The sequence below is a fragment of the Tolypothrix sp. PCC 7601 genome, from assembly GCF_025677855.1.
Lineage (GTDB): Bacteria > Cyanobacteriota > Cyanobacteriia > Cyanobacteriales > Nostocaceae > Aulosira > Aulosira diplosiphon.
In genome coordinates this window covers 30,096-52,976 of the sequence record NZ_CP064882.1, presented here as the reverse complement: position 1 = coordinate 52,976, position 22,881 = coordinate 30,096, and the positions used below count along the sequence as shown (strand labels likewise).

The 22,881-nt window shown below is 40.0% G+C and carries 18 protein-coding genes, 14 tRNA genes and 2 pseudogenes; 8 read left to right on the top strand and 26 right to left on the bottom strand.

The window, feature by feature from the left end; translation table 11 throughout:
• Positions 1 to 24 precede the first annotated feature (24 nt).
• The 18 genes and pseudogenes from HG267_RS38610 to tnpC all read right to left on the bottom strand — a co-directional run bounded on the left by HG267_RS38610 (position 25) and on the right by tnpC (position 5,552).
• Entirely contained in the window at positions 25 to 1,335 is a 1,311-nt protein-coding gene (locus HG267_RS38610) for an IS701 family transposase (RefSeq protein WP_096621593.1), read from the bottom strand.
• A gap of 108 nt (positions 1,336 to 1,443) precedes the next feature.
• Positions 1,444 to 1,516, bottom strand: a tRNA-Lys gene (locus tag HG267_RS38605).
• Between the two features lie 5 nt (positions 1,517 to 1,521).
• Positions 1,522 to 1,595 (bottom strand) — tRNA-Pro (locus HG267_RS38600).
• 6 nt (positions 1,596 to 1,601) lie between these two features.
• Positions 1,602 to 1,674 (bottom strand) — tRNA-Gln (locus tag HG267_RS38595).
• Between the two features lie 5 nt (positions 1,675 to 1,679).
• Positions 1,680 to 1,757, bottom strand: a tRNA-Gln gene (locus tag HG267_RS38590).
• A 5-nt stretch (positions 1,758 to 1,762) separates the two neighbouring features.
• Positions 1,763 to 1,838 (bottom strand) — tRNA-Phe (locus HG267_RS38585).
• A 9-nt stretch (positions 1,839 to 1,847) separates the two neighbouring features.
• A tRNA-Phe gene (locus HG267_RS38580) sits at positions 1,848 to 1,921 on the bottom strand.
• A gap of 6 nt (positions 1,922 to 1,927) precedes the next feature.
• A tRNA-Arg gene (locus tag HG267_RS38575) sits at positions 1,928 to 2,001 on the bottom strand.
• Positions 2,002 to 2,093: 92 nt separating this feature from the next.
• A tRNA-Tyr gene (locus tag HG267_RS38570) sits at positions 2,094 to 2,178 on the bottom strand.
• Between the two features lie 10 nt (positions 2,179 to 2,188).
• Positions 2,189 to 2,265 (bottom strand) — tRNA-Glu (locus HG267_RS38565).
• 5 nt (positions 2,266 to 2,270) lie between these two features.
• Positions 2,271 to 2,341: transfer RNA gene (locus HG267_RS38560), tRNA-Trp, on the bottom strand.
• 3 nt (positions 2,342 to 2,344) lie between these two features.
• A tRNA-Ile gene (locus tag HG267_RS38555) sits at positions 2,345 to 2,419 on the bottom strand.
• A gap of 8 nt (positions 2,420 to 2,427) precedes the next feature.
• Positions 2,428 to 2,502 (bottom strand) — tRNA-Cys (locus tag HG267_RS38550).
• A 4-nt stretch (positions 2,503 to 2,506) separates the two neighbouring features.
• A tRNA-Glu gene (locus tag HG267_RS38545) sits at positions 2,507 to 2,583 on the bottom strand.
• Positions 2,584 to 2,586: 3 nt separating this feature from the next.
• Positions 2,587 to 2,662, bottom strand: a tRNA-Asp gene (locus HG267_RS38540).
• 200 nt (positions 2,663 to 2,862) lie between these two features.
• Positions 2,863 to 3,399 (bottom strand): HNH endonuclease, encoded by a 537-nt coding sequence (locus HG267_RS38535; protein WP_045873591.1) that lies wholly within the window; start codon positions 3,397 to 3,399, stop codon positions 2,863 to 2,865.
• Between the two features lie 200 nt (positions 3,400 to 3,599).
• Positions 3,600 to 3,981: pseudogene (locus HG267_RS38530) on the bottom strand (hypothetical protein).
• 98 nt (positions 3,982 to 4,079) lie between these two features.
• The gene (gene tnpC / locus HG267_RS38525; protein ID WP_096621848.1) at positions 4,080 to 5,552 is read right to left on the bottom strand and encodes an IS66 family transposase; all 1,473 of its coding nucleotides are present in this window, start codon (positions 5,550 to 5,552) and stop codon (positions 4,080 to 4,082) included.
• Between the two features lie 90 nt (positions 5,553 to 5,642).
• Between tnpC and HG267_RS38520 the strand changes: the two are divergent.
• Positions 5,643 to 7,040 (top strand): annotated as a pseudogene (locus HG267_RS38520) (IS4 family transposase).
• A gap of 494 nt (positions 7,041 to 7,534) precedes the next feature.
• Here HG267_RS38520 and HG267_RS38515 read toward each other — a convergent pair.
• Positions 7,535 to 7,684 carry a hypothetical protein gene (locus tag HG267_RS38515; RefSeq protein ID WP_155539302.1) on the bottom strand — a complete coding sequence of 50 codons (150 nt, stop codon included), beginning with the start codon at positions 7,682 to 7,684 and terminating at the stop codon, positions 7,535 to 7,537.
• 437 nt (positions 7,685 to 8,121) lie between these two features.
• Between HG267_RS38515 and HG267_RS38510 the strand changes: the two genes are divergently transcribed.
• Positions 8,122 to 8,526 (top strand): nuclease A inhibitor family protein, encoded by a 405-nt coding sequence (locus HG267_RS38510; RefSeq protein WP_045871077.1) that lies wholly within the window; start codon positions 8,122 to 8,124, stop codon positions 8,524 to 8,526.
• Between the two features lie 5 nt (positions 8,527 to 8,531).
• Here the strand turns inward: HG267_RS38510 and HG267_RS38505 are convergent, their stop codons facing one another.
• Positions 8,532 to 9,356, bottom strand: coding sequence for a DNA/RNA non-specific endonuclease (locus HG267_RS38505; RefSeq protein ID WP_045871076.1), 825 nt, complete (start codon positions 9,354 to 9,356; stop codon positions 8,532 to 8,534).
• Between the two features lie 308 nt (positions 9,357 to 9,664).
• Between HG267_RS38505 and HG267_RS38500 the strand changes: the two genes are divergently transcribed.
• Positions 9,665 to 9,793 carry a hypothetical protein gene (locus HG267_RS38500; protein ID WP_255325232.1) on the top strand — a complete coding sequence of 43 codons (129 nt, stop codon included), beginning with the start codon at positions 9,665 to 9,667 and terminating at the stop codon, positions 9,791 to 9,793.
• Between the two features lie 5 nt (positions 9,794 to 9,798).
• Here the strand turns inward: HG267_RS38500 and psb34 are convergent, their stop codons facing one another.
• Both psb34 and HG267_RS38490 read right to left on the bottom strand, forming a co-directional pair.
• A complete protein-coding gene (gene psb34 / locus HG267_RS38495) occupies positions 9,799 to 9,969 on the bottom strand; it encodes a photosystem II assembly protein Psb34 (RefSeq protein ID WP_045871075.1) in 171 nt (56 codons plus the stop codon).
• 232 nt (positions 9,970 to 10,201) lie between these two features.
• Positions 10,202 to 10,780 carry a hypothetical protein gene (locus HG267_RS38490; RefSeq protein ID WP_045871074.1) on the bottom strand — a complete coding sequence of 193 codons (579 nt, stop codon included), beginning with the start codon at positions 10,778 to 10,780 and terminating at the stop codon, positions 10,202 to 10,204.
• A gap of 402 nt (positions 10,781 to 11,182) precedes the next feature.
• Here HG267_RS38490 and HG267_RS38485 point away from each other — a divergent pair, with 402 nt between their 5' ends.
• From HG267_RS38485 to HG267_RS38480, 3 genes are read left to right on the top strand one after another with little or no spacing between them, the layout of a single operon-like run.
• Positions 11,183 to 11,518 carry a DUF4365 domain-containing protein gene (locus tag HG267_RS38485; RefSeq protein WP_235623063.1) on the top strand — a complete coding sequence of 112 codons (336 nt, stop codon included), beginning with the start codon at positions 11,183 to 11,185 and terminating at the stop codon, positions 11,516 to 11,518.
• A 43-nt stretch (positions 11,519 to 11,561) separates the two neighbouring features.
• The gene (locus HG267_RS42065) at positions 11,562 to 11,678 is read left to right on the top strand and encodes a DUF4365 domain-containing protein (RefSeq protein ID WP_235623062.1); all 117 of its coding nucleotides are present in this window, start codon (positions 11,562 to 11,564) and stop codon (positions 11,676 to 11,678) included.
• A complete protein-coding gene (locus HG267_RS38480) occupies positions 11,675 to 12,217 on the top strand; it encodes a hypothetical protein (RefSeq protein WP_045871073.1) in 543 nt (180 codons plus the stop codon). Before HG267_RS42065 ends, HG267_RS38480 begins: the two co-directional genes overlap by 4 nt.
• 29 nt (positions 12,218 to 12,246) lie before the next feature.
• Here the strand turns inward: HG267_RS38480 and HG267_RS38475 are convergent, their stop codons facing one another.
• On the bottom strand, positions 12,247 to 13,239 hold the full coding sequence (locus tag HG267_RS38475) for a tyrosine-type recombinase/integrase (RefSeq protein WP_045871072.1): 993 nt from the start codon (positions 13,237 to 13,239) through the stop codon (positions 12,247 to 12,249).
• A gap of 536 nt (positions 13,240 to 13,775) precedes the next feature.
• Between HG267_RS38475 and HG267_RS38470 the strand changes: the two genes are divergently transcribed.
• A complete protein-coding gene (locus HG267_RS38470) occupies positions 13,776 to 14,309 on the top strand; it encodes a DUF433 domain-containing protein (protein WP_045871071.1) in 534 nt (177 codons plus the stop codon).
• Positions 14,284 to 14,691 carry a DUF5615 family PIN-like protein gene (locus HG267_RS38465; protein ID WP_235623061.1) on the top strand — a complete coding sequence of 136 codons (408 nt, stop codon included), beginning with the start codon at positions 14,284 to 14,286 and terminating at the stop codon, positions 14,689 to 14,691. Before HG267_RS38470 ends, HG267_RS38465 begins: the two co-directional genes overlap by 26 nt.
• A 109-nt stretch (positions 14,692 to 14,800) precedes the next feature.
• On the opposite strand, the gene HG267_RS38460 is transcribed toward HG267_RS38465, so the two are convergent.
• The 3 genes from HG267_RS38460 to HG267_RS38450 form a co-directional block, all read right to left on the bottom strand.
• Positions 14,801 to 17,569 carry a helicase-related protein gene (locus HG267_RS38460; RefSeq protein WP_045871070.1) on the bottom strand — a complete coding sequence of 923 codons (2,769 nt, stop codon included), beginning with the start codon at positions 17,567 to 17,569 and terminating at the stop codon, positions 14,801 to 14,803.
• A gap of 245 nt (positions 17,570 to 17,814) precedes the next feature.
• Positions 17,815 to 19,344, bottom strand: a complete 1,530-nt coding sequence (locus HG267_RS38455) for a phospholipase D-like domain-containing protein (protein WP_045871069.1) — start codon at positions 19,342 to 19,344, stop codon at positions 17,815 to 17,817.
• A 21-nt stretch (positions 19,345 to 19,365) separates the two neighbouring features.
• Positions 19,366 to 22,821: a serine/threonine-protein kinase gene (locus tag HG267_RS38450; RefSeq protein WP_045871068.1), complete on the bottom strand. Its 3,456-nt coding sequence runs from the start codon at positions 22,819 to 22,821 to the stop codon at positions 19,366 to 19,368.
• Between the last annotated feature and the right edge of the window lie 60 nt (positions 22,822 to 22,881).

The window sequence follows — 22,881 nt, the reverse complement described above, 5'->3', positions numbered from 1 at the left end:
CCTGATTAACCCTCTTTTGTCACTCTAGGCAGAGGAAAAGTAGAAATCAGGGTGAATCAGGGATATAAAAATTGAACTGGTGAGGCTATAAATAATAGATTGAAGTTTAAAAAAACCCAAAGCTAATTGAGGAATAGGAAAAACCGTTAACCAGGGATATATCAGATTAAATAAAGTAAAAGGTTGAATAATCAAACGAAGATTGTTAAGAATGTTCTTCCAGCCATTTCCATTATCCCACCAAGGATGTGAAACAAATTTTGACTCTCGTTGTGATGGAGACTGAAACAGTTGCTCCGAATGCAGACTAACCATTAAATAAGCACTGCAAATAATTTCCCACCATCGCTCAATATCTGGGTAGTGAGTCAGGCGAAAATCTGACCAACCTAATTCATTCTTACTTTGTTTTAACCCGTACTCGACCCAAGTTCTTAAACCGTAAAAATTTCCAACTTCTCTTGGCGTAATGTCTGGATATTTACTCATCACATACCAAGTAGTGTTATCAGGCAAATTTTCTGGATCTGTAGTAATTTGCCAATATCTAAGTTCTCCACGTTTTCCCGGAATAATTTCTCTAATAAATCGATTTTCCCGACTCAAGTCAGAGAATACCCTTTGAAACTTCTGCCACTTTAAATATTGAATATGTTGTCGTGGAAGTATTTCTACATAATGATTTGACCGAATCGCTACTATATAGTTCAAGTTTAGTTCATCTAATACAGATATGAAATTCTTACCACTCTCTCCATATAAGCTATCTGCAAGTACTAAGTTGAATTTAAAACCCATTGATTGTAGCTTTTTTATCAGTATTGCTGCTATTTCTGGTTTAGTGCGGTACTTATCTCCTGCCTGTAATCTTTCCCTGGGTTTATACACTTCAAACAGTAATGGAAATGTCATCCCACAGAAAACACCATATACTGTCACTGCCACAATTCCATTATCTGTTTTTCCCAAATTTCCTATATACTGCCGTTTCACATAATCTGTCTTGCTCCCTTTCTTTTTATCCCCTGTCTCATCAATAATTAAAATGATTGGTCTACCTTTTAGCACTTGTAAAATTAACTCTAACCTTAAGGTTCTTAACTTTTCTATATCCCAAGGTGATGTAGTTAGAAAATGATGCAACCCTTGCTGGTTATCTAATCCTACGATTTTTGCTATTTCTGGCAATGTTTTACGTTTTAGATCAGAAATGCAGCCTACATGGAGATATTTAAAAGCCTCGAAACTCCTAACATCTGGAAACAGACTTTTATACCACTGGCAATATTCGTCCACAAATTTGACTGTTGGTGCGGCTGGACGGGGCTGTACCATGCTCTGTGTCTTGGTTCTAGCATTTTTACCTTATTATACTACTGCCAGAGTGACAAAACAGGGTTAAGAGTCAGGAGCATAACCGTTCTGCCAAACGCCCATATTTGATGGGTCGTCAGAGACTCGAACTCTGATCACTCCGCTTAAAAGGCGGGAACTCTAGCCATTGAGCTAACGACCCATGAATCCGAGTGGTAGGATTTGAACCTACGACCGCCTGTTCCCAAAACAGGAGTGCTGCCAAGCTACACCACACCCGGATAATACTGCCCTGCCAGGATTTGAACCTGAAATCTCCTCGTTCAAAGCGAGGGATGTTGCCAGTTACACCACAGGGCAATAATTGGCTGCCGAGGTTGGAGTTGAACCAACATCTCTATGATTCAGAGACGAGCGCGACTTTCCCAGTCGTCCACTCGGCAATGAATGGCTGCCCCAGTAGGACTTGAACCTACAACCCCCGCGCCCTTCAGCGCGTCGCTCTGCCATTGAGCTATGAGGCAATGTGCCAGTCCCCCAGATCCGGATTGAACGGATGACCTCCTATTTTTCAAACAGGCGCTATTACCAACTGAGCTACCAGGGGGTAAGGCGAGAACGGAAGGACTTGAACCAACACTAATCAGTTTCGTAGACTGATGTGTTATCCAGTTACACCACGTTCTCATAAGGCGGAGAGCAGTGGACTCGAACCACAGATGCAATCCCATCTGTTTAGCAAACAGCGCCGATCGCCTGATCGATTTACTCTCCATTGTTGGTAGGTCGGGCAGGAGTCGAAAGAGCAACGCAAGAAGCGACTGTTTTACAGACAGTTGCCCACGCTGATAGGCGAGCCGACCTATGAAAGATTTGGCAGTGCAGACGGGACTCGAACCCGTTAATCACACGCTTGAAAGACGTGTCGCTCGACCACTTCGCTTCTGCACCATCAACGCACAGACAAGGATTTGAACCCAGAACAACAGTTTTGGAGACTGTGGTGTTGCCATTACACCATCTGTGCATTTGGTCGCAGCGATGGGAGTTGAACCCACATTGACCAAGTTATGAGCTTGGGGCTTTGCCGTTAAGCTACACTGCAATATTTCGAGTCCAGGGTGGGATTTCAACCCACGAAGCAGTCGGTGTTGCAAGCCGATGCCTTAAACACTTGGCGACCTGGACAATTTGGAAGCCTTGACGGGAGTTGCACCCGCTTCTCCGTGCTTGAGAGGCACAGCGACTTGTCTATTTGTCCACAAGGCTACACGGGGATGATGGGATTTGAACCCACGTTCTTTCGCTCGACAGGCGACTGCTTTAAACCGGACTAAGCTACACCCCCACGTTAGGTGGCAATTATTCAGTTTTCAAGGTTCAGAAGTGTTTGCTCTGTGCCTTTTTGAGAGGTTGTAGTGCTTCACTACATTCATACTACATATTGTAATACAATGTGTCAAGGGCGTACTACAAAGTTTTTTGAGAAGTAAGAGGGCAAGGATTGCTTAATGGCTGTATTGCCCTCTATGGCTAGGGTTGAGCAATTTACTCAGCTTCAGTCAGGCGTTGTGCGTTCCAGAACTGCTCTGCAAATGCAACTGCTGGGTGAATTGGCGCTTTGGGCTTGCTTTTGAGTACCATTCCAGCTTCGTGGGGTAGGCGATCGCTCTTTGTGGAGTTGCATTTTTCACACGCTGTTACAACGTTGTCCCAAGTATGCTGTCCACCCTTGGAGCGAGGGATTACATGGTCAAGCGTTAGATGCTTGGTGCTACCGCAGTATTGGCAGGTGTGGTTATCTCGCTTGAGTACTTCACGCCGATTCACGGGGGGTACTTTCCAGTGCCGTTCGGGATTACCAATGGTTAAGCGGATGTGTTCAGGCACTTGTAGTACGACATTAGGAGAACGCACTTTCCACTGCTTTGTAGTACCAAAATTCAACGTTTCTGCTTGACCTGTGACTAACAGCGCGATCGCTCGTTTGATGTTGATGCGTGCTAGTGGTAAGTAGTTTTTAGAGAACACCACAACTGAATTTTGTAATATGTGTGGTTGCCTAAAAGGTGGTTGAGCTTCCATGTGATTCACTCCTAAAAAAATAACCCCCGCCTCTGGATGAAAAGAAGCGGGGGTCAGGTCATCGATACTTTTTGCCCTATGTTGGTGCTAGACATCTGCACCTCCCGCTTCAATACTGTTCGGTTAAGGAAAAAGAGGGGGTCAGATCAAGAAAAATTTGTTCGCGTATTTATTGCGAGAACAATAAAAAGTTGAGAGACTTACTTTTTCTCTTTGAGACTGTTGTATAAGTCAGCCCAGTTTTGTCGGAGAGAATCAATACATGATTGTAAGTAATCAACCTGAGTCCTTCGAGCAACCGAGAGAACCGCATCAATGTGAGCAGGACTTCCAGCTTTCCCCTAAATGCTTGTATTTGGTTAACTTACCTGGTTGAGAAGTAGGGAAAATTGCTTGAGAAGCGTGTAACTTGTAGTACCAATAAACCCCTTGTTTACCGCGTGCTTGGTAACGGGAAACAGAACAACCAGGAGGCGCAATTTCCCCCACCGCTTTAATTTGTTGAATCATCAGATGCAAAGTCGCAATCGCCTGTTGCAACAGTTCCGCTCTGGCAATGAGATCATCTTCTTTTGTGGACATGATCAATAACATTTATATGTTCTCGAAATGTGTTCGAGAACTAAGTAACATTTAATATATTATGACCATTAGACTAAAATTCTAGTAAGGATTCAGGTCTAAAATTGAGGAACTAGAGAAGGGCGAGACTGAGAATTAATAGAGTCAGCAATTAGTGCTTGTACAAAAAAATCAATAACAGACAGACTTTGACGACGACAGGTTTGAACCACCGTCAACAAATTGGCAGTATGTTGAAACCGCTCCATCGAACGGGAACCACCACTAACTTTACGTTTTGTCACAGCCAAACGCAGCGATCGCTCGGCTTGATTGTTATCAGGAGGAACTTCAGGGTTGTCAAGGAAATACCACCATTGGGAGGCTTTATCGCGCAAGGAACGTAAAAGGTTTCCTGCTGTAGCTCCGGCTAAGTTAATCCAGTCATCAAGTGTTTGTTGCAATTTAGATTTGAATTGATTGACCCAATCGTTATAACTGGCGCAGTCAAGAGTCTCAAACCATTGGGCATAATTTCCAAAAGCTTCATCAATTAAATCCACAAATGCTTCACCAATAGCTTGGTTGTGAAGACCTGGAAGTTGAATTAGTTTTTTGAAGTGACGGCGTAGATGAGCCAAACATTTCTGCTGCTCAGGCACCGCATAGCCATTGTAAACACTAAAATCATCGCTGCTGATTACCCCTGTATATTTAGCCCCTAAAATGGCTTCTAGTTCTGCTCTGGAACGAGTGTCAGCAGCAGTAAACAGGCAAAACTCAGAATTGGCAACTACCCACAACCATTCTTTAACTCCCTTGACAGACCAAGGTGTTTCATCCACATGAATGTTAGGTTGTGTCTGTTTTACCCAATTACTTAACTCAGTAATGCTTGGTTGAATCGCTGTTTGAATTCGTTCATTTGTGGTGACTAAAGTTCCCAGCCCAATTTCAATTTGACCTAACTCCCACAACATTTCTTGCTGTTTTTCATAGGGCATATGTGCATAATTATTTGCCCATCCTAAAAATGCCTGTAAAGAAATCCCTAAATCCTGTCCTGGGATGATATCTTGTGACCAGGAGGCTGTTTGTATATTGCCACAGTACTCACACTGGCACGTATGGCGTTGATACTCAACTATTTCAATGGGACGCTCCACTAGTTGCGCTACAGACTGTTTTTCTACTTTTACTGCCACAGCCGCAAACGCTTTTTGACCACAACAGACACAATCACTTGGACGTAAGATTTCACAACGATCTACTCTACCAAAACCCTTACGGGTCTTACCTTGATGCCCTGGTTGCCCACCTGGCTTTCTTTTGGGATGATTTGATTCTTCTTGCGGTGCTGCTTTTTTGTTTTCACTCTTTTTGAGGATGTCCCCTGATGGCGGCTTAGATGAGGTTTTGCTGTCTAAATCTCTGCTGACTTTTAAACGTTCTATTTCTTGCTGTAGTTCTAATACTGTTTTCTGTAATTCACCTATTACCTTGCTCTGCTCAATGATTATCTCTACCAGTTCTTGTTTCGATAACTGGTTCAAGCTTTCCCGGTTTAAATCTTGAGGCAGGTTTTGGTTCATATCTGTGATACTCCTCCTCAAGCGATCCCTTTGTCAATACTCTGCCACCTGAATCCTTACAAATTCTACAAAAATTTTTGTTCTTAGCATATGCCACTGGTAAATTTTCAGGCACAAACAGCCTGTCTAGATTCTCAACAAATACTTTTAGCTTTGTCACAGGTAATTCCGGCTCAAACCATCACCAAGGCTATTGAAACTACTTGTAGCTCTCAACGAAGACTCAGAATATTACCAACTTATGTCATAGTTACCTTAGTCATTGCCTTGAGTTTTTGGTCATCTGATTCAATTGTTGATGTGTTCAAAAATCTCATTCATGGTTTGAGTTCTTTACACATACCATCAGGTTTACGTCTTCAACCCCCATCTGCTTCATCAATTACAGAAGCCCGTCAAAGAACCGGAGCAGCCTGTAATGAGAAGGTTATTTGAACTGGTGGCAAAGCCCTTAGCAACAATATTAACACCTGATGCTTTTTTGGGGAATTCAGAATTATGGCTGTAGACGGAACAGTTTTTGATGTTCCAGATACTCCCACAAATGCTAGAGTCTTTGGCTATCCTGGTTCTCCTAAAGGGACATATCCAGGCTTTCCTAAAGTCAGATTAGTCTTTTTGGTAGAAGCAGGTACTCATTTAATTATAGATGCTTTTTGTTCTCCCTATCGTATTGGAGAAAGAAGAGGTGCTTTAAAATTACTACGCAGTATTAATTCTAGTATGTTATTAATGTGGGACAGAGGATTGCATTCTTTTAAGATGGTTCATACTGTCATCCAACAACAAGGTCATTTCCTTGGTCGTGTTCCTGCCCATGTGAAGTTTCAAGTAGTAAAAACGTTGGCAGATGGTTCTTATTTATCTTGGATTGCACCTGATGGACAGTCAAGAAAGAAGGGGGCAACCCGAATTTCAGTTCGTATTATTGAATATGTGATTGAGGAGGATAGTACTCTAAAAACCTATCGGTTGATTACTAATTTAATGGATGTTGATAAGTTTCCGGCTTTGCTGTTAGCACAAGAGTACCATAAGCGATGGGAAGCTGAGAATACTTTAGATGAGTTGAAAGTACATCTATTAGCAAGGAAAATTCCTATTCGTTCTAAGAATCCTCGTGAAGTGGTGCAAGAACTTTATGGTTGGTTGTTGGCTCATTATTGTTTACGTTGTTTGATGTTTCAAAGTAGCAATTTGAAGAATATTTCTCCTTTAAGGTTAAGTTTTGTTGGGAGTTTACGAGTGATTCGGCGTGCTATTCCTGAGTTCCAACGCCAGATAAATACGAATGTGGATATTAATTTATATTATAGTTGGTTAATGGCGGAAATTTCTGATTTAGAAATACCTTTACGACAACAGCGAAGTAATCCTAGAGTGGTGAAGAAGGCTCGTTCTAAGTTTAAGAGTAAAAAACGAAGTCACAGGAATAATTGTACTCCAAGACAACAGTTATCTTTTCAAATTATTAAACGTGCAAGTTGAATCTATTTAGTTTGACGCTACGGTAATTTATTGTTTCTCAATTTATAATTTCATAGTTTAACTATTTTCTCTCTCATAGTTTGAGTGTATGAGAATTTGTCCATCTTTTTTTAGTCTCTAGTTCTCGCAATAAATACGCGAACAAATTTCTCTTGATCTTACCCCCCTCTTTTTCCTTAACCGAACAGTATTGCCTCCCGCTTTGAATAAGTTGATCTGGATTGAGCCATTCGGTAATTGCTCCCAAAATGCCAACGTTTACAGATTTACCGCCGCCATTGCGATATGTTCCTTCAAACGCAAACAGCGCGATAGCTCTGCCTAAACCCAGGCTGGGTTGGCAATGCATCACGCTAATAATGGTTGAGGAAAATCTGCTGATCATTGAAGGTTTGTAGTATTTGTAATTAAGATTAATTTCAATAATACAGTTGTAGTATGTATTTGTCTACTGCACAGTTTTGGGGGAAAGCCTAACGATCAGTCTGCTTCTGTTAACTCGCGATCGCACTCTGAATCACCAAATCAGTAGCGGTGGTGTTGCGTTTTTTGGCTGCGGCTCTAAGTACCTCGCTCAACGGCTTGGGCAGTTTGAAAAACCTCTTAACTTGGTAAAATTTAGTAATGGGGCGATTTTTCTGCAACCAATAGTAACGCCAAACTAGTTAACTTGTAAGAAGCTGGAGATGTTCCTCCTTTGATGAGACGGTAGTGCAGGACGCATCTTTTGAGCAGTTTTATCGAACAGAATTCAGGAGTCAGGAGTCAGAATACAGGAAAGGTATTCTGTGCGAGTGGTGGATGAATAACCGGGTTTAAGACCCCCACCAAATTTTCAATTTGGTGGTCTTCTCCCAAGGGGAGACGCACTCGCGTTCAATCAGTCGGGGATTCAGACCCGCGACTGATTGATTCTGACTCCTGAATTCTGACGGATGTATTCTTCTTCAACTCATAAATCTACCCTATAAAATGTCAATTAGCTCCGAATACACTCTTTCTTATTGTCAGTCAAAATTAGTTGATTGAATTCTTATTAATCCCAGCACCCATAGATGAAAATATTGCTTTTTTTTAGTTTATGACTAATACCAATTCAGAAATTATCGCTTTTTTAAAACAAGCATCTGATGGCTTGTTTTTTATCAGCGAATCCGAGTATCCATTTTTGGTGTTTCTTTGGTCAGGTATCGCACCTGTAACCCCAGAAAAAGTTGTGCAACAGACAGATCATTCCCCAGATACACCTATCAAAGTAATAGCAGTTGATGATTTCTTTAGGGTGGCGGCAAAAGAAGAAGATTGGCATAGCCCTTCTGAGCAAGAAACTGTGAAAAAATTCCAGAATCTAGTGCAGGTAATTAAAGCCAATCTCAGTAACCCACAAGTGTATCGCCTCGGTAGCAAAGAAGTTGATGTTTATATTCTAGGAACCACGCCATCATCTGACTTAGCAGGGCTTTCCACTAAAATTGTAGAAACTTGAGTTGTTTACGGATCTACCTTACTTTCAATTACTTCCTGAATATTTGGGGAAACATTCGAGAGAAAATCATAGCCTGTGAGTTTTTCTAATTCGTCAACACTGACTTTATAGGTTCTCCAGTCATTATTGATTTCTTGTTCATTCGGTATGTTTACCGCGATGACACGAGTATTAGCGGTAATACCATTAATAAGAGAGCCTGGGCTATCTAGTACAACAACAATCTTCCAAGTGGATTTAGGAACTGTCACCTTACCCTTGAGGGGTTCGCCAAGACTACCACTTGGCCCGGCGACAATATAAAGTTCTTTGCCAAGACTTACCAGTTCTCGACAATAGTCTTCTAAATTGCCCCAAGTGTTGCGGTTGTTGTCCGGCGTTTGAGGCATCATGTTGGTCATCAAGAAAGTGGCAGAATTATCCTCTACCGTCAGAGAGCGGTCTGCCGAAGGTACAATATGACCTCGGTCATAACCTGAACCAGAGTACATAGAAGGAGTGACTCGCACCCAACCAGAGGGCAACGTATTGTCTGGGCGGAAGTTATCCTGGCGCTCTGCGTTCCCTAGCCATGACTTGTTAAGCTGCCAGCTTGCCCAATTCGCAGTTCCTTTACTTTGGTTGTAAGAGAGTGCATATTGATTTTTTACCATGAGGTAATTATCAGGCGTAAGCTTTGTTGGCGTTGCCCCACTAGCATTTCCCAGGAGTAAATGCACACTTATTGATGGGGAAAGTTCAGTGTTCGGTGGCACTTGGGATTGAGCAGGTGAACACCCAACCATAAGCGCCACCAAAACCGCTACACCCCAAAAAAGACTCCTGACCATAAATTCCTGTACCCAATGAGATTTATTTCACTTCAGCTAATTGATTGTATTTCTAAAGTTCCGCTGAGTTTTACTTTTAGTAGTTACACACCTTCGTAGGGTGCTAGGGCTAAAGTTTTCGTTCTTTCAGCTTTGCTCCCGTGATCACTCTATTGGATGCCAGAAAATTTTTAGAACTAAACATAATTTTCCGAAATTGCCAGCACCCTTATGGTAGTAACTATCAGAGTGCCGAACTATGAATAACTTCTATAAATAACCAGGGGAATATATCCCATCCAAGCCCAGTCACAACGACTGGGTTTTTGGTGGAAAGGTCTTCATTCCTTAACTATGGAGATCGCACTCAACAACAACAAAAAACCCCGGCGTTAATTACCGAGGTGACGGGGAGAATTACAAATAATGATGAGAGAGATACCGTAACCGAAGTCTAAAAATCTTAGCTAACGCCCAAGGCAACCAAAACTAGAGTAGTGACTAATAAGGTGGCAATCGCACCTTGAAACTTGTAACGATTTTGCAGCTCAATGTTTGGATATTCAGCGTAGTAAAGTTGGGGTTCAGTCGCGTAGTTATTAAGAATGCCGCTTTCATTAATAGTGGTATACATAGTTTTTTCTCTGGTTTATTACTTTATGTAAACCAATTTAACGATATTGTTACAAATAGTCAACAGCACTTGACAATAAATAGTAAATACTATCCATAACAGAAGCTTATCAAGGATAATTGGAGTTTAGGCACAAGCCCTGAAAAAAGATACCAGCCGTCATCACCCAGATCCACGCCACACAACGAATAATCCCAAAATACGGCTATGAAACTTTTTTTGCGGTCTCCCCTTACTTGATGGGATGATAAAGCCCGTCATCCTGATAGCGCCACGCTGTACTACTTGGATCGCGATTGCGGCTCCAGCGTTCAAAATCAGATTGACTTTTATTTTTTTGCTCACGCGCCAAGGTTGCCGTATCTATTCCCAACCTTTTGGCTAAGTTCTCTGCTAGGAATGGCTGAAGTTCCAGCGATTGGGGAACTTGGCTGTTGTAAGCATAACCTTGTCGTCTGGCTGGACTTTTGTAGCGCTGCCCTGCATTAAGTGCGCCCTCTAATTGGGCCAACTTGGTTGCCATTGCTTCATGCTTTTGTTCTAAGCTGCTTAAGCGGTGGGAGTGCTGCCCTAACTCATTTTCCACGCGGCTTTCTATACCACTGGTAAGACGGTTTAATTCTGCTTCTAGTTGATGCAGACGGGTTTCTACATCAGTTTCCATACCATCTACTTCACCCAGGATGTGATGTAACCCCTGAATCACCAAATCTGTGGCGGTGGTGTTGCGTTCTTTAGCTGCGGCTCTGAGTGCCTCGACCAACGGCTTGGGCAGTTTGAAGTTGATTGATTCGCGTTCAACTTTCGCCATGTCTACACTTGGTTATACACGTCCAGTGTAGACAGTTTACCGCTTTGTGGTGACTTTTCCAAAAGAACTGGGAGGGGCGTAGACGCGTTGCCACAGGCTAGCGGCTTGTCTCAGACATCGCGAGTGTTCGTCTGGGCAGTATCCCATCATCCACAAGGGTGCTGCTGGGTACAGTTTGCTTTAATTACAGCAGTTTTTATTTGCATCAGGTACAGAGTAACTGGTTTTGAGGCAGGGGGCAGGAGGGAGAAGAAGAATTTTTCTATTTAATTCTCCAGTTGTGTACCTCATTTATTTGTAACCTGCTGTAATTGTAACTAGGAATAAGGAAGGCTAATTAATGTAAATTTATCAATAGTATATGCTGTTTTTTTCTATGAAATATTGCCTGACAATAATTTAATGGACATCAACCAACAAAAAGAACAATTTAGCATTACCTATATTAGAGCTATTGCTGCGGTTGCAGGTTATTCTTTATATAGACCAGAAATCGATAACGACAGCGTAGATTTAGGCATAATCAGTAGAGGTGGTACAGGTAAAATTCTTTCTCCTAGACTAGAATTACAACTAAAGTGTACAGCCAGAGATATTCTTGATAAAAACTATATTAGATATCCCCTGATTCTCAAAAATTATAATGATTTAAAAATCAATGCCCTTGTCCCTCGGATTTTAGTAGTCGTTTTAATTCCAGAAAAAATAACAGACTGGATAAAACAAACTTTTATATGAACTTTGTATTAGACATTGTGCTTACTGGGTATCCTTGCGCGGAATGCCAGACACCGAAAATACAACCAATGTTACTATTGAAATACCTCGTAGTAATCAGTTTACGCCTGATGCACTCCAAGCCATCATTCAACGCATTAGTTTTGGAGAAAGCCCGTGAAAGTCACCATTAAAGATAGTCAAATCCTCAAAACCATTAATCCTAATGTAATACAAGCACACTTGCAAGCAACAGGTTGGCAGGAAACCGGGCGGATATATAATGATGCTGGAGCAATTTGGCGACTAAAAAAAGATGCCACGCCTGAATATGAAATCTTGCTACCTCTTCAACATAACTTAGGAGATTATGCTGAAAGAATCAGCGATATATTAAAAACATTATCAGTGGTAGAAAATCGTGACCAAGTTGATATATTAAGCGAATTTATTACCAATTATCCCAACTTCAACTTGCAAGGTGTGGTCATGCAAATTGCTACTCCATCAACTGATAAACTGAGTGGAGAAATTACTTTATTAGCTGAAGTTTTTGAGAAATTACGGTCAATTAAAACCGAGCTAGCAGACCATGATTATATCTTAGCCATTAAAGCCTATCAGGAACGTTTACCAATTCACTGCACAGGTGATTTAGTCAAAGTTGACAATCATTTTCTCCTGAAAAATCCCCACGATTTGCTTCTTGGTAATATCTAATTTCAACCAAGCTCCGATTGTTAGGTTTTCTAGATGAGTTCTGATATCGAGTCACTCATCTGCTTTTGCAAACGCTGGCGATTATCATCATATTTCAAAACCGTTTGCACTTGGGCGTGTCTGCTGAATCGCTGAGTAGCACGGTAGTTGCCATTATTGAGATCCAATACTGTAGTAATCGCACTGTGACGAACACGATGGGGTGACATCTTCTTAGTAATTCCGGCTTGCTTACAAAGCCCATCCACCAGTCGCCTAATTGCTTCTCCGGTTAATCTATTTCCATTCTTGTGATAAGCCAGCACCGTAAACAGCGGATCTAAGCCACGTTTCTTCTTAGAAGCTTTTATCCAACTGGCTAGAGCGTCGGTGGTTTTAGGAGATAGGTCAATAACTTCCTTCTGGCTACCCTTACCTTTACCTAAAATTGAGAGCGTTTTTTCCTTAGCGTTAAAGTCACGCACATTCAAATTGACTATCTCCTGACGACGCAAGGCATTATCCCAGAGTAACCGCAGTAGTGCATAATCACGCTTACCTTTTAAAGTGTTCTGGTCAACCAGGGCTATTACCTTAGCATAATCAGTAGCTGGAATTCCTGTAGTGTCTCGATAGGTTTCGACCCTTTCACCTTTGACATCATCTAAAGAGAAATTGCAAACCCCCAAGCGTCGCCCCATCTCTACCATTGACTTGATAGCACTGAGACGACGATTCACCGTAGCTTCAGCCAGCTTTTTCTTGATCAGGTGTGCCTTATACTTGAGAACCACAGCAACAGCATGACGCTGTTCCAGGTGAAGAAACTCCAAAACCAAATCCCGGCTGGGTTCTTTCTTAACGACAAATAAGAAGAAATCTTTCAAATCTTTTTGGTATTCGCGCTTAGTGTTCTCACTCCGCTTATCCCCAATCAATTGCTGGATAACATCGGGGTCATTTTCTAAAGAAAAGTCCTCTCCGATCGCTAAGGAGAGCGAATTTTCTAGAACACTCAGATTTTCCGGGTGAATGGGGTTCATTGGTTTGGGGTAGCGCAAGTTTCATGCTTTCACAATATCTTAGTTGTTAATTGGTATTTATTACTGCCAGTGGTGCAAAAAGCAACATTGTCGCACTATGTCCAAGTCGAGGGGGGAAGGGGGATAGGGGAGTAATTGTCAGATGATTGACGGTTAGGGAGGGTGATGAAACGAGATTTTCTGACATGAGAGTGTCAGGGCTAACGAAGGGAGTACGTGATCTGACGGTAAATGAACGGAGAGTTGACAATAGCGAACACCCGCGCTCCATCTTTCAGGGTTAGGGTGTAAGAGCGCGTGTTTATGAGAGGTAGGGATTCAAATTATTTGATATCAAAATTGTCTGTACCAAAGATATGACAATAAACTGTTGTCAGCACCTTTGAATCAATGCTAAAATCTTCCCTAGACAGGGAATAATTTCAAATTATTTATTTATTTCATCAAAATTTCTATCATAAATAGTTTCTCAAGTAACAAATCGTTGAAAGTTTGTTATAGGTGAAGGTAATCTTTTTAGCTTGTAGGTAATGCGTATGTATATAGAAACTTTTACTCCTACTGAAGCTGCGGCATTTGTAGAATTACCAACCAAGAAGATTTATAAGGAAGTAGAACACAAAATTTTTCCTGAATATAATCCACCCCGGCTAAATTTTGCTGCATTGGTTTATCTACGTTTAATTAAAGAGATAGACTTTATCAATGTTGATTTTCGTTCATCTCTTTATCAAAGCTTAGTAAGAGCCTTGGAGCAAAAGTTACCAACCATTGAAATAGCAAAATTTGTCAGAATAGAAGTCGAGCCTATTGTCAAGGAGGTATTAGAACTTATCAAATGTTTTCAAGCGTGGAAAGAAAATTTAGTTTCAGATCCGAACATAATGGGCGGAGAAACAGTATTTCCTAATTCTCGGCTTACAGTTCGTCATATTGGTTCAATGCTTGATAGAGGAGAGTCCCTAGAGGTAATACATGAAGACTATCCTTATTTAACTGAAGAAGATATAAAATTTGCTCAAGTTTACGTGAAAGCTTACCCAAGTGTTGGACGACCTAAAAAGAATTAAATTCCTAATTGATGAGGATCTTTCACCAGCCGTTGCACGTTACTTGTGTAACGAGCTTTTTATTGATGCAATTGCTGTGAGAGATCGAGGATTACTTGGTGCAAAGGATTATCAAGTTTTAGAATATGCTTTTAATGAAGAGCGTATTCTTGTAACAGCAAACGTTCGGGATTTTGAAAAATTTGCTCGGACTACAGAAATCCACGCTGGCATTGTATTCATCTGCCAGGGAGATTTATCTCGAAATGAGCAAATTGCTATTGTCGAAGAAGCTGTGAATGCAATCAATGCTGAATTAGAAAATGGGCGCGATATGTTAAATCGTGTCCTATACATGGAAGAAGATGGTACTAAAAGGTTTGATAATTTGGGAGAAAACTAGATAGAAGCAACGAATATACGTCGAGCGAGGTCTGTACTCACTTATATACCCCGTTTGGTAAAAAATTGATATACAGCTCTTGATATCAATTTTTTCAAGGTAATGCTAATTATTCTGCATTCAACAATCTTTCAAGCCCATCAGGTTCACTTTCTGGCTTGAGATACAAAGTACAAATTCTTTCCACTTCTTCAGGTGATATACCTTGCTTGTTGCACCAAGTTCTGATGCAAGCATCGCTCAATTCTTCTACCAAACCATAATCAACTACAGCGATTTCAGTATCTTCATTACACGCAATTAAATTGAGAATTTTGATAATATCCGGTTCGCGTACTTGTTGATTTTTGGGTGTGTATACAAGGGCATGATATTTTTGATTCTGATTAACTAAAACATAAATTGATGGTTCAGAATCCTGAGTTAGTTTTGCACTGACAATATCACTAAGAATAGTCCTGGCATAATCACGATGCATTTGTAGTTTTGCTGTATGTTGAAAGAAAGGAGAAATATCCAAATCTGCTAAAACATCTAAGTCTAATTGACCTGATTTTATTGTTACCTGAGACGCAAGCTCAGGCATATTAATTTCTTGGGAATTAGCTATTGTTAAAACTGGCAAGTCCGTCAGCTTTCTAGACTCTCCATGACGCAACATGAGATTTTCCCAACGTTGTCTAATCCTGACTAAATCATACTTAAGGTCTGTCTCTTGTGTCAGATTAGGAACAAAGGTATATACTTTAACTGTTCGTGGATAATGCCAAAAACGCAATATGCGTCCAGCTCGTTGAACAGGGCCAATAGGAGTCCAATCGATATCATAGTTGATAACAGCAGATGCATCTTGCATATTAACCCCAACACCATGAGCATCTGTTGAAATAAATACATCGTAGCTTTCTTCAGAAATATTTTCAGCATTATTAGAAATAGGGGCAAACTTTTTGATCAGTTTTTCTATTTCATTGGTTTCTTTCATTTGATATTTTTCTTCATTCTCACTCTGCTCGATAGTTGCAACTACTTTTAATGCGGGGAACATTTGTTCTAATGCCTGTGCTAAGTAAACAACAGTAGCACGGCGTTCACAAAAGATAATTGCTTTTTCTGAATTCTGCCTAAGTTCTTGAATAATTATGTAAAGTGCTTCAAGTTTCAAGTCACTTTTAAAATCCAAATTAGCCAACTTTTCTATTAGAGGATTTAAAAAAGATTGTCTTTCCTGTTGAGCCGAGACAAATTGTAATTTACCAAGTTTGTACTCGTTTTTACCCCCAGGAGTATCAACAACGCTTTCAAGAACTCCACGAAGAGCCAATGGAGAACTAGCCCAAGCAATTTTTACCAATCTCCTGATACATTCTCTAAACATTGGATTACGTGAATCTAAATCAAAATATCCTTTTTTAATTGCCTCTACCAGTTCCTTGTCTAGTAATAGAGGAAAATTGACACTGTATAATACAATTTTGGGAATATATCTCTTCTCGGTTCCAAAAATAATATAATTATCTTGATTCTCTAATTGACTGTAGTATTTAGCTACGTGAGGTGTAGTTAGTTGAGAAGCTACGGGTAGATGAATAAAATCATCTGTTTTATTAATATGCCATGCCCGTGCGCCATCAACATAATTTTCATCAAACAAAGCGCTAAGTTCGGCAGTATGTGGTAATAAATATAACTGGTTATTTAGGTTGCTTTCATCTCTAGCATAAGGGGAGCCAGTCAATAATAAAACCTTAGTATTGCTGCTCTTGTTCAAGAGTTCTTTTAACCGAAGAAAAGCCCGACGCTCTGCTGGATTTTTCTTCATATTAAATAAATCTTGTTTAAAACGATTCCTAAAGTAATGACTTTCATCAAAAATAATTAACCATCGTTGCTCATGAAGATTTTTTTGAATTTCTTCAAACAATTCCAGGCTACTATCTTGATCTGAACCACTCTTATCTAAAGCTTGATAAACAAAATACTCACAAGGTAGACCAGCATCACGCATTTCGCGTGTCCAATTACTGCGGACTGCCTTTGGGCCAATAACCATGACATTATCAATTAGGTCATCATTGCGGAGGTGTAAAGCTACGTGAACTGCTACGACGGTTTTGCCTAGTCCGGTGGAAGCTACCAGCATTGACCCGCCTGACTCTTTTATCTGCCGCAGTGTTTGGGCAATCATGTCCACCTGATATGAAACAGGTTGTTTCTTATAATTACTTTTGATTGGTTGTATGTCTTCCAGGGCTAACATAGTCTTTAAGTACACATCCCACGGTCGCACAAAGTTAAGCCAGCGCTGCAAGACTTCTAATAATTCTTGGGTAATGTCTTTCGCTTCAGCAAAATATGCATCAAACTCGTTTGCTAGTGCCACAACTTCGCGACGTTTAGTGATTATATTGCCTGCCTCGACTTGCTCCATCAAACCACGTTGGGTAAGATTTGATGAAGCCATAATTACTACCTTGTGGTCAACAATATATAGCTTGGCATGATGTTCTGTAGCTCTAGCATCTACAAGGTGTAATCTACCTTGTAGCATTTTTTCTATTAAATCTAGTACTGTCTGTCGCCGATCTTTGTCCAGACCTGTTCTTAGGTCACGTAGGATATCATCAATTAATGCTTGCCGCGCTCGTTCCTCTCCAGGGTCATCAAGACCGACTAATATATAAACGCGCTTGCCTTTTGTGTATCGTCGAACTAGCCCCCAACCTCTAATTGTGAAGAATCCAGAAGCGATCCTAATCTCTTTTTTAGCTGTCTGGAAGTAATGGCTTATATACTCCAAAGCCTTTTTTCTCTCAAACCAGCTTTCTCGTAAAGTACCTCTTTCACCGTTTTCTTCATTTTCTATTTCTTCATTCATGAGTTGGGATTGCTTGTGGTAGATTCAGCTGAGAGATCAACGTACCATTTTATAAATTTTCTACTTTAATAATTCCCGTACTATTACTAGAAAACATGGAATTTAAAATCAAAAATACCCCCACAGAATCGGTGGGGATAATGGTCAGCTAAGGAGGTACGTCTAAGTAGTACAATAATACTAATAAGTGATTATGCGGTCAAGTGTGCCACGATCATTTTTTTGATACAATCCAATCAACTCTTTTACTCGTCAAATCGCTTTCTATAGGTGTCGAATAGTTCACTAATCTTCTTTGGTTCGGATACAAGTATTCCCCGTTCGTCACGGAATGTGCGATCGCTCGCGCCTCGGAAAGATAGCCAGTTAAAACTTGTGGTGATAGCAAATTTCGTATCAGAAATAAGAATTTTCGCATGGGTATCTCCCAAACGCTTTAGCTGGAAATTATTTCTGTACTGAATGGCTAATTGTTGTATTTTCTTCTCGGCTTGGATATCATCTTTGTATTTTCTATCGTTATCGTCTTCTCCCAAACCATACCCAATATAAACTTGCACTCCCCGCTTAAGGAGATTTTCAAAATCTGCAAGAAATCGTTTATTTACAGAACTAGCTCGAATCCAAGGTGAGATAATCATTAAACATTCTTGAGTATCATGGAGAGCTTGTTCCAGAAGGGGACGGTGTTCGGACATATCTAACCAACGCATGGGAACTGTAGCTAGGAGAGAATTTAGCTGTGTCTGAAGTTCTTCAATTTGTTTTAGTGCAGATTGAAGTTGCTGCACTAAAATAACTTTTTCATCTTCATTTTCAGTTTTTTCAAGATTAGTTTGAACTATTTCTATTTCAGCTACAATTTTTGCTTGACTAGTATAAACTTCCGACTTAATAGAATCAATTTCTTCTAGTCTAGCTTGATTAACAAAATCACTTCCTAAAACTTCTTCAGCTAATTTCCTGGGTGAGCTTTCTTTTAGAGTTTCAACAATGCGAAGTTTTTTAATTCCATTAGAACGAGCAAAAGCAGCTTCATGTTCACTGGAAATTACATCGTCAATTAAAAATGCTACCTGAACATCATCACTATCTTTAGCTTTATATATGAGTGCCAAGGCTTTTTCAAAAAATCTCTGCCTTTTTTCAATTGCTTTTAATGCTAGCAAGTCTTTCTCTTCTTTAAATCTGGCTTTACTAGCTCCCTCAATTTGACGAATAATTCCATCTACGTCTTTAAGTTTGATATCAGATAATTCTGGAGGTTTATTTGGAAACGGATCAATCTCTATAATTTCTTGCTCTCGTAAATCCTTGTGTTTTAAAAAGTATGAATTACTGCCATACCAGCGTGGATATCGTAATAATCCATCAAAATCTATATCAAATGTCCGCTCTTCTGGAACAATAATTTTAGCTTCTTGGAGAGTTGTAATACCTTTTTTAGTCAATTTCCAAACTTGCAACCGAGAATCATCAGGAGCTATAAGGTCAATATTTTCACTCATTCTTAAATTGACCATTGCATCTTTTAAAATTTGCTTTTCTATACCGAGAAAAGCACTAATATCTTCTTCTAAATTCAGCCCAGCATCAATAGACTTTAAGACAAATTCCTCTATTGGGGGTATTGGTTTACGTAATTGTATTAAAGCTTCAATAGTTACTTTATAAACAGGTAAACCTACCTCTTTACAGGCTACTAAATCAAAACCTGTTCTATTGTAACGCAGCAGTTCATTGACTGAGAGAGAGATAAAATTGTCTAAATTCATAATTTGGTTTACCTATTTTATTTACTTACCATTCATCGCTTCTATTAAGCTACAATTTTCAGGATGGCGTTCAATATAATCTAAGACTTGGTACAAAGGATTATTTTTTGAACTCCGACAAAAATGATGATCTCCCACAATCACCAAGCCAACTCTGCCTCTAGATAAAGCAACATTTAGTCGTGCTTCATCTCTAAGAAAACCTATTTCCCCTTTTTTGTTTGAACGAGTGATAGAGTATACAGCTATATCAGCTTCACTTCCTTGAAATGCGTCAACTGTAGCGCACCTAATGGTTAATCTTTTCCAATTATTTAATTCTGTATTAATTCCGCGATTCAGCAATTTTAATTGTGCTGAATAACCACTTAATACTGCCACACTATAGGTTTTTTCTGCTGCTTCTGCCATTGTATTAATTTGGCGAAGCAGATTAATAATAGTTCTAGCTTCACAGCTATTGTTATAACTGGAATTAGCACGTTGCTCTTGATAATTTGGCAGATTAGAAGTTGTCAACCAAGTCACTGGTTGTGGTAAAACTTTAGCCAAATTTGCATCTATATCTTTTCTGGCACTTCTCAGTTCACCTTGATAAAAGCACTCACTGATTAGATTGCCAATTGGCTCAACCATCCGATGCTGAATTTTTAACATCTTACAACAACTGCCAGGGAGTGTTGTTAGCAGTCTGTCAAATAAAGTTTCTCGGATGTCATCTTCAGTTAAATCATATTTTTCTAAAAACTCTGCATTGCGGCTGACTTCATCTTGGAAGGGTGGAAGTTGTTTCGGATCTCCCACAAGTATCCATCGCCGAGTTCTCGACATCGGGACTAATACTTCTGTTGCTGTAGCCTTTGATGCCTCATCAATAATGCAAAGGTCAAATTCTATATCCTGAATGTATTTAGCAATGCCAATACAAGTTCCTGCTACTACAGCAGAACGTTTGATTAGTGGATCATTAAAATTTTCATTGCGACCAAAACAGTCAAACCACTCGGCTTGAATACTAATCAGTTGTTGTAACATTTTAGCATCTGGAGCATGAGGGTCAATCAACTGATTGCTCTTTTCTTCTAGTTGATTAACGTTGAGTTTTAATAATTCCTCTTTAGCAATTCCTGTGATTTCTTGGAGACGCTGGGCTTTGGCTTTATGTTGCTCTCGTACTTGTTTTTGTTCTTCCCGCAATTCTTCAAGTTCACTTGTAAGACGCAGAAATTCATCTCTTTTATCTTTGGGTATTTTCTGTTTAGCTGGTAATTTGGGATTGTCTATTTCATAGTCTATAGGGTAAATTTCGTATAATTCTTGTTGACGAGTTGTTGCTTCTGTTTTTAATTCATTAAGCTTTGTGACTAGAGCTTTTAGGTCTTGAAATAAAATTGCTTTTTCTAATTCTTGTGGAGAAACACCTCTTTTAGTAGACCACTCTGTTATAAAATTTTTACTGGTAGTTACAGCCTGTTCTCTCCATTTCTCCATTTGTTCTTCTAACAACAGAGAGTGAATGTTTTCTGAAACCTGTTCATGATTACCAAGGCGTAACAATTTTAAGTCAAGGTTTTGGTCTTGAATCCGTTCTAGTGCATTATCCAATGCTACATGAGTTTGTGAACTCAACAGGATTCGTGCTTCTGGGTTTTGCAGAAGAGTTTGAATGATGATTTCTGTAATAAAGGTTGTCTTTCCTGTCCCTGGTGGCCCTTGAACCAAAAGAAAATCTTGTGTTGTTAATGCTGCTTCTACAACCTCCTTTTGTGATTCATTCAGAGATTGAAAACACTCAATATTTCCAGATATTTCTGGATGCTTGACTTCTTGAGGATTAACAAATAATTGACGCATATCAGACCGAACTGCACGGTCGAATCTAATTGCATCTAGCGCGTATTTTTGGCGATTTAATGCGGTTTCAGTAGCCCGAATATCAAAAACTAGCTCACCGGATTTTGGCAGTCTGTCTGGTTGTCCATGTTTCACATAGAGAATTAACTTGTCACTAGCTTCTTGAACTTCAACAACATCTCCTCCTAAAATACTAAATCCCTTTTTGTTAATAATATGTCGGGGTTGTCCTGCTATATCTTTATCTGGAATTTCTGAGATTTCAAAGATAATATGCTTGCCATCACGAGTAAAATCGGTATATTTAATTGGCTGTTCTCGACTTCTTTCCCAATCGGTTTTAGCTTGGAGAATATTAAACCAAGTCTGGAATAATCTTTGTTTGTCCGCTTCTAATTTTGTCTGTCGGAGGTTAGCTTCGTGTTCTTCAACTGCATTCTCCATGTCTGTAATAACGTCTACGGCTTCAGACATGAAGAGTGGCCTACCAAACTTAAATTCGTAGGGAGGAATCCAAGCTTGCTCTCGATTTCTTTCTAGCAAGGCACTAGAGAAAGTATTGGCATTAATAATATCAAGGTATTCTTGTCCTACCGCTACATGATATTTATAATTAACCCCAAAAATAGAATAGTGTCCTTCTCGAAATTCTTCTTCAGGAGAGTTGAAATTACGGTTACGGTAACGGCTGATGCCACAAGCTGTATTCAAATCCTCTAGAATAATTTTTTGAATTTCCGCTTCTGATGTTTGAAGTTCGTTATTAAGATTTCTCAAGGCGTTTCGAGTTAATGTCAGATAACAAGCACGTTTTTTAGTTGACAGGATTTGCGATCGCTTTCCTTGGATAATATTAAGTTCTGTGAGGAGAACTTCTGCATTGTGTTGGCGTTCTGCTGGATCTAAGGAAACAGCTCGTTCTATTATCTCCACAATTTCAGGTGGTGCATTAAATGCAGCCACCCCTTGAGGTATGGCATCATAATCGCTAATGTCTACCTTTGTTAAGCACTTAAGCACTAGTACGCCAAAACTGAAGACATCCCTGGTGTAAGGATAAGTGCCATCATCAAGTTCCGGTGGTGTGAAGGGGCGAGATACAAACTCCCTGAGAGTAATGCTAGGTCGAAAGTAGCTTCTGAGCTTAGATATTCCAAAGTCGGCAAGTTTTGGTTTACCGTCGCTACTAATTAAAATGTTATTGGGCTTGATATCTCGATGGCTGTAGTTGCGATTGTGAGAGAAAGCCAGAGCTTGTAATACAGGAAAAGCCACATTTTGCCAAAAAGAATCCCATTCATATGATGGAGACTCTTTCAACAATTTTGCTAAGTCTTGCTCCATCCACTCTAAAACAAGGAAATACTTACCTGTAGTTTCATCCTTGCCTGAGTCTAGAAGTTCTACGATTCCCTCATGCTTTAATTCTTTGAGTGCTTGGGTTTCACGTCTGAAGGACTCTTCTAAGATATCGCCTTCAATTTGCCCATGTTTAAATACTTTCACTGCAACCCGTCGCAGATCGTCGAGCATATCGCTTGCCTGATAGACATCAGCCATTCCACCAGAACGCGGTTGGGGAGATAGAGCATAGCGATTGTTGATCAGGCGAACCGACGGCATAACTTTAAAACCCGTAGAGTTTTTTTATTTGTAACATAGCCCTTACCTCAGTATGAAATT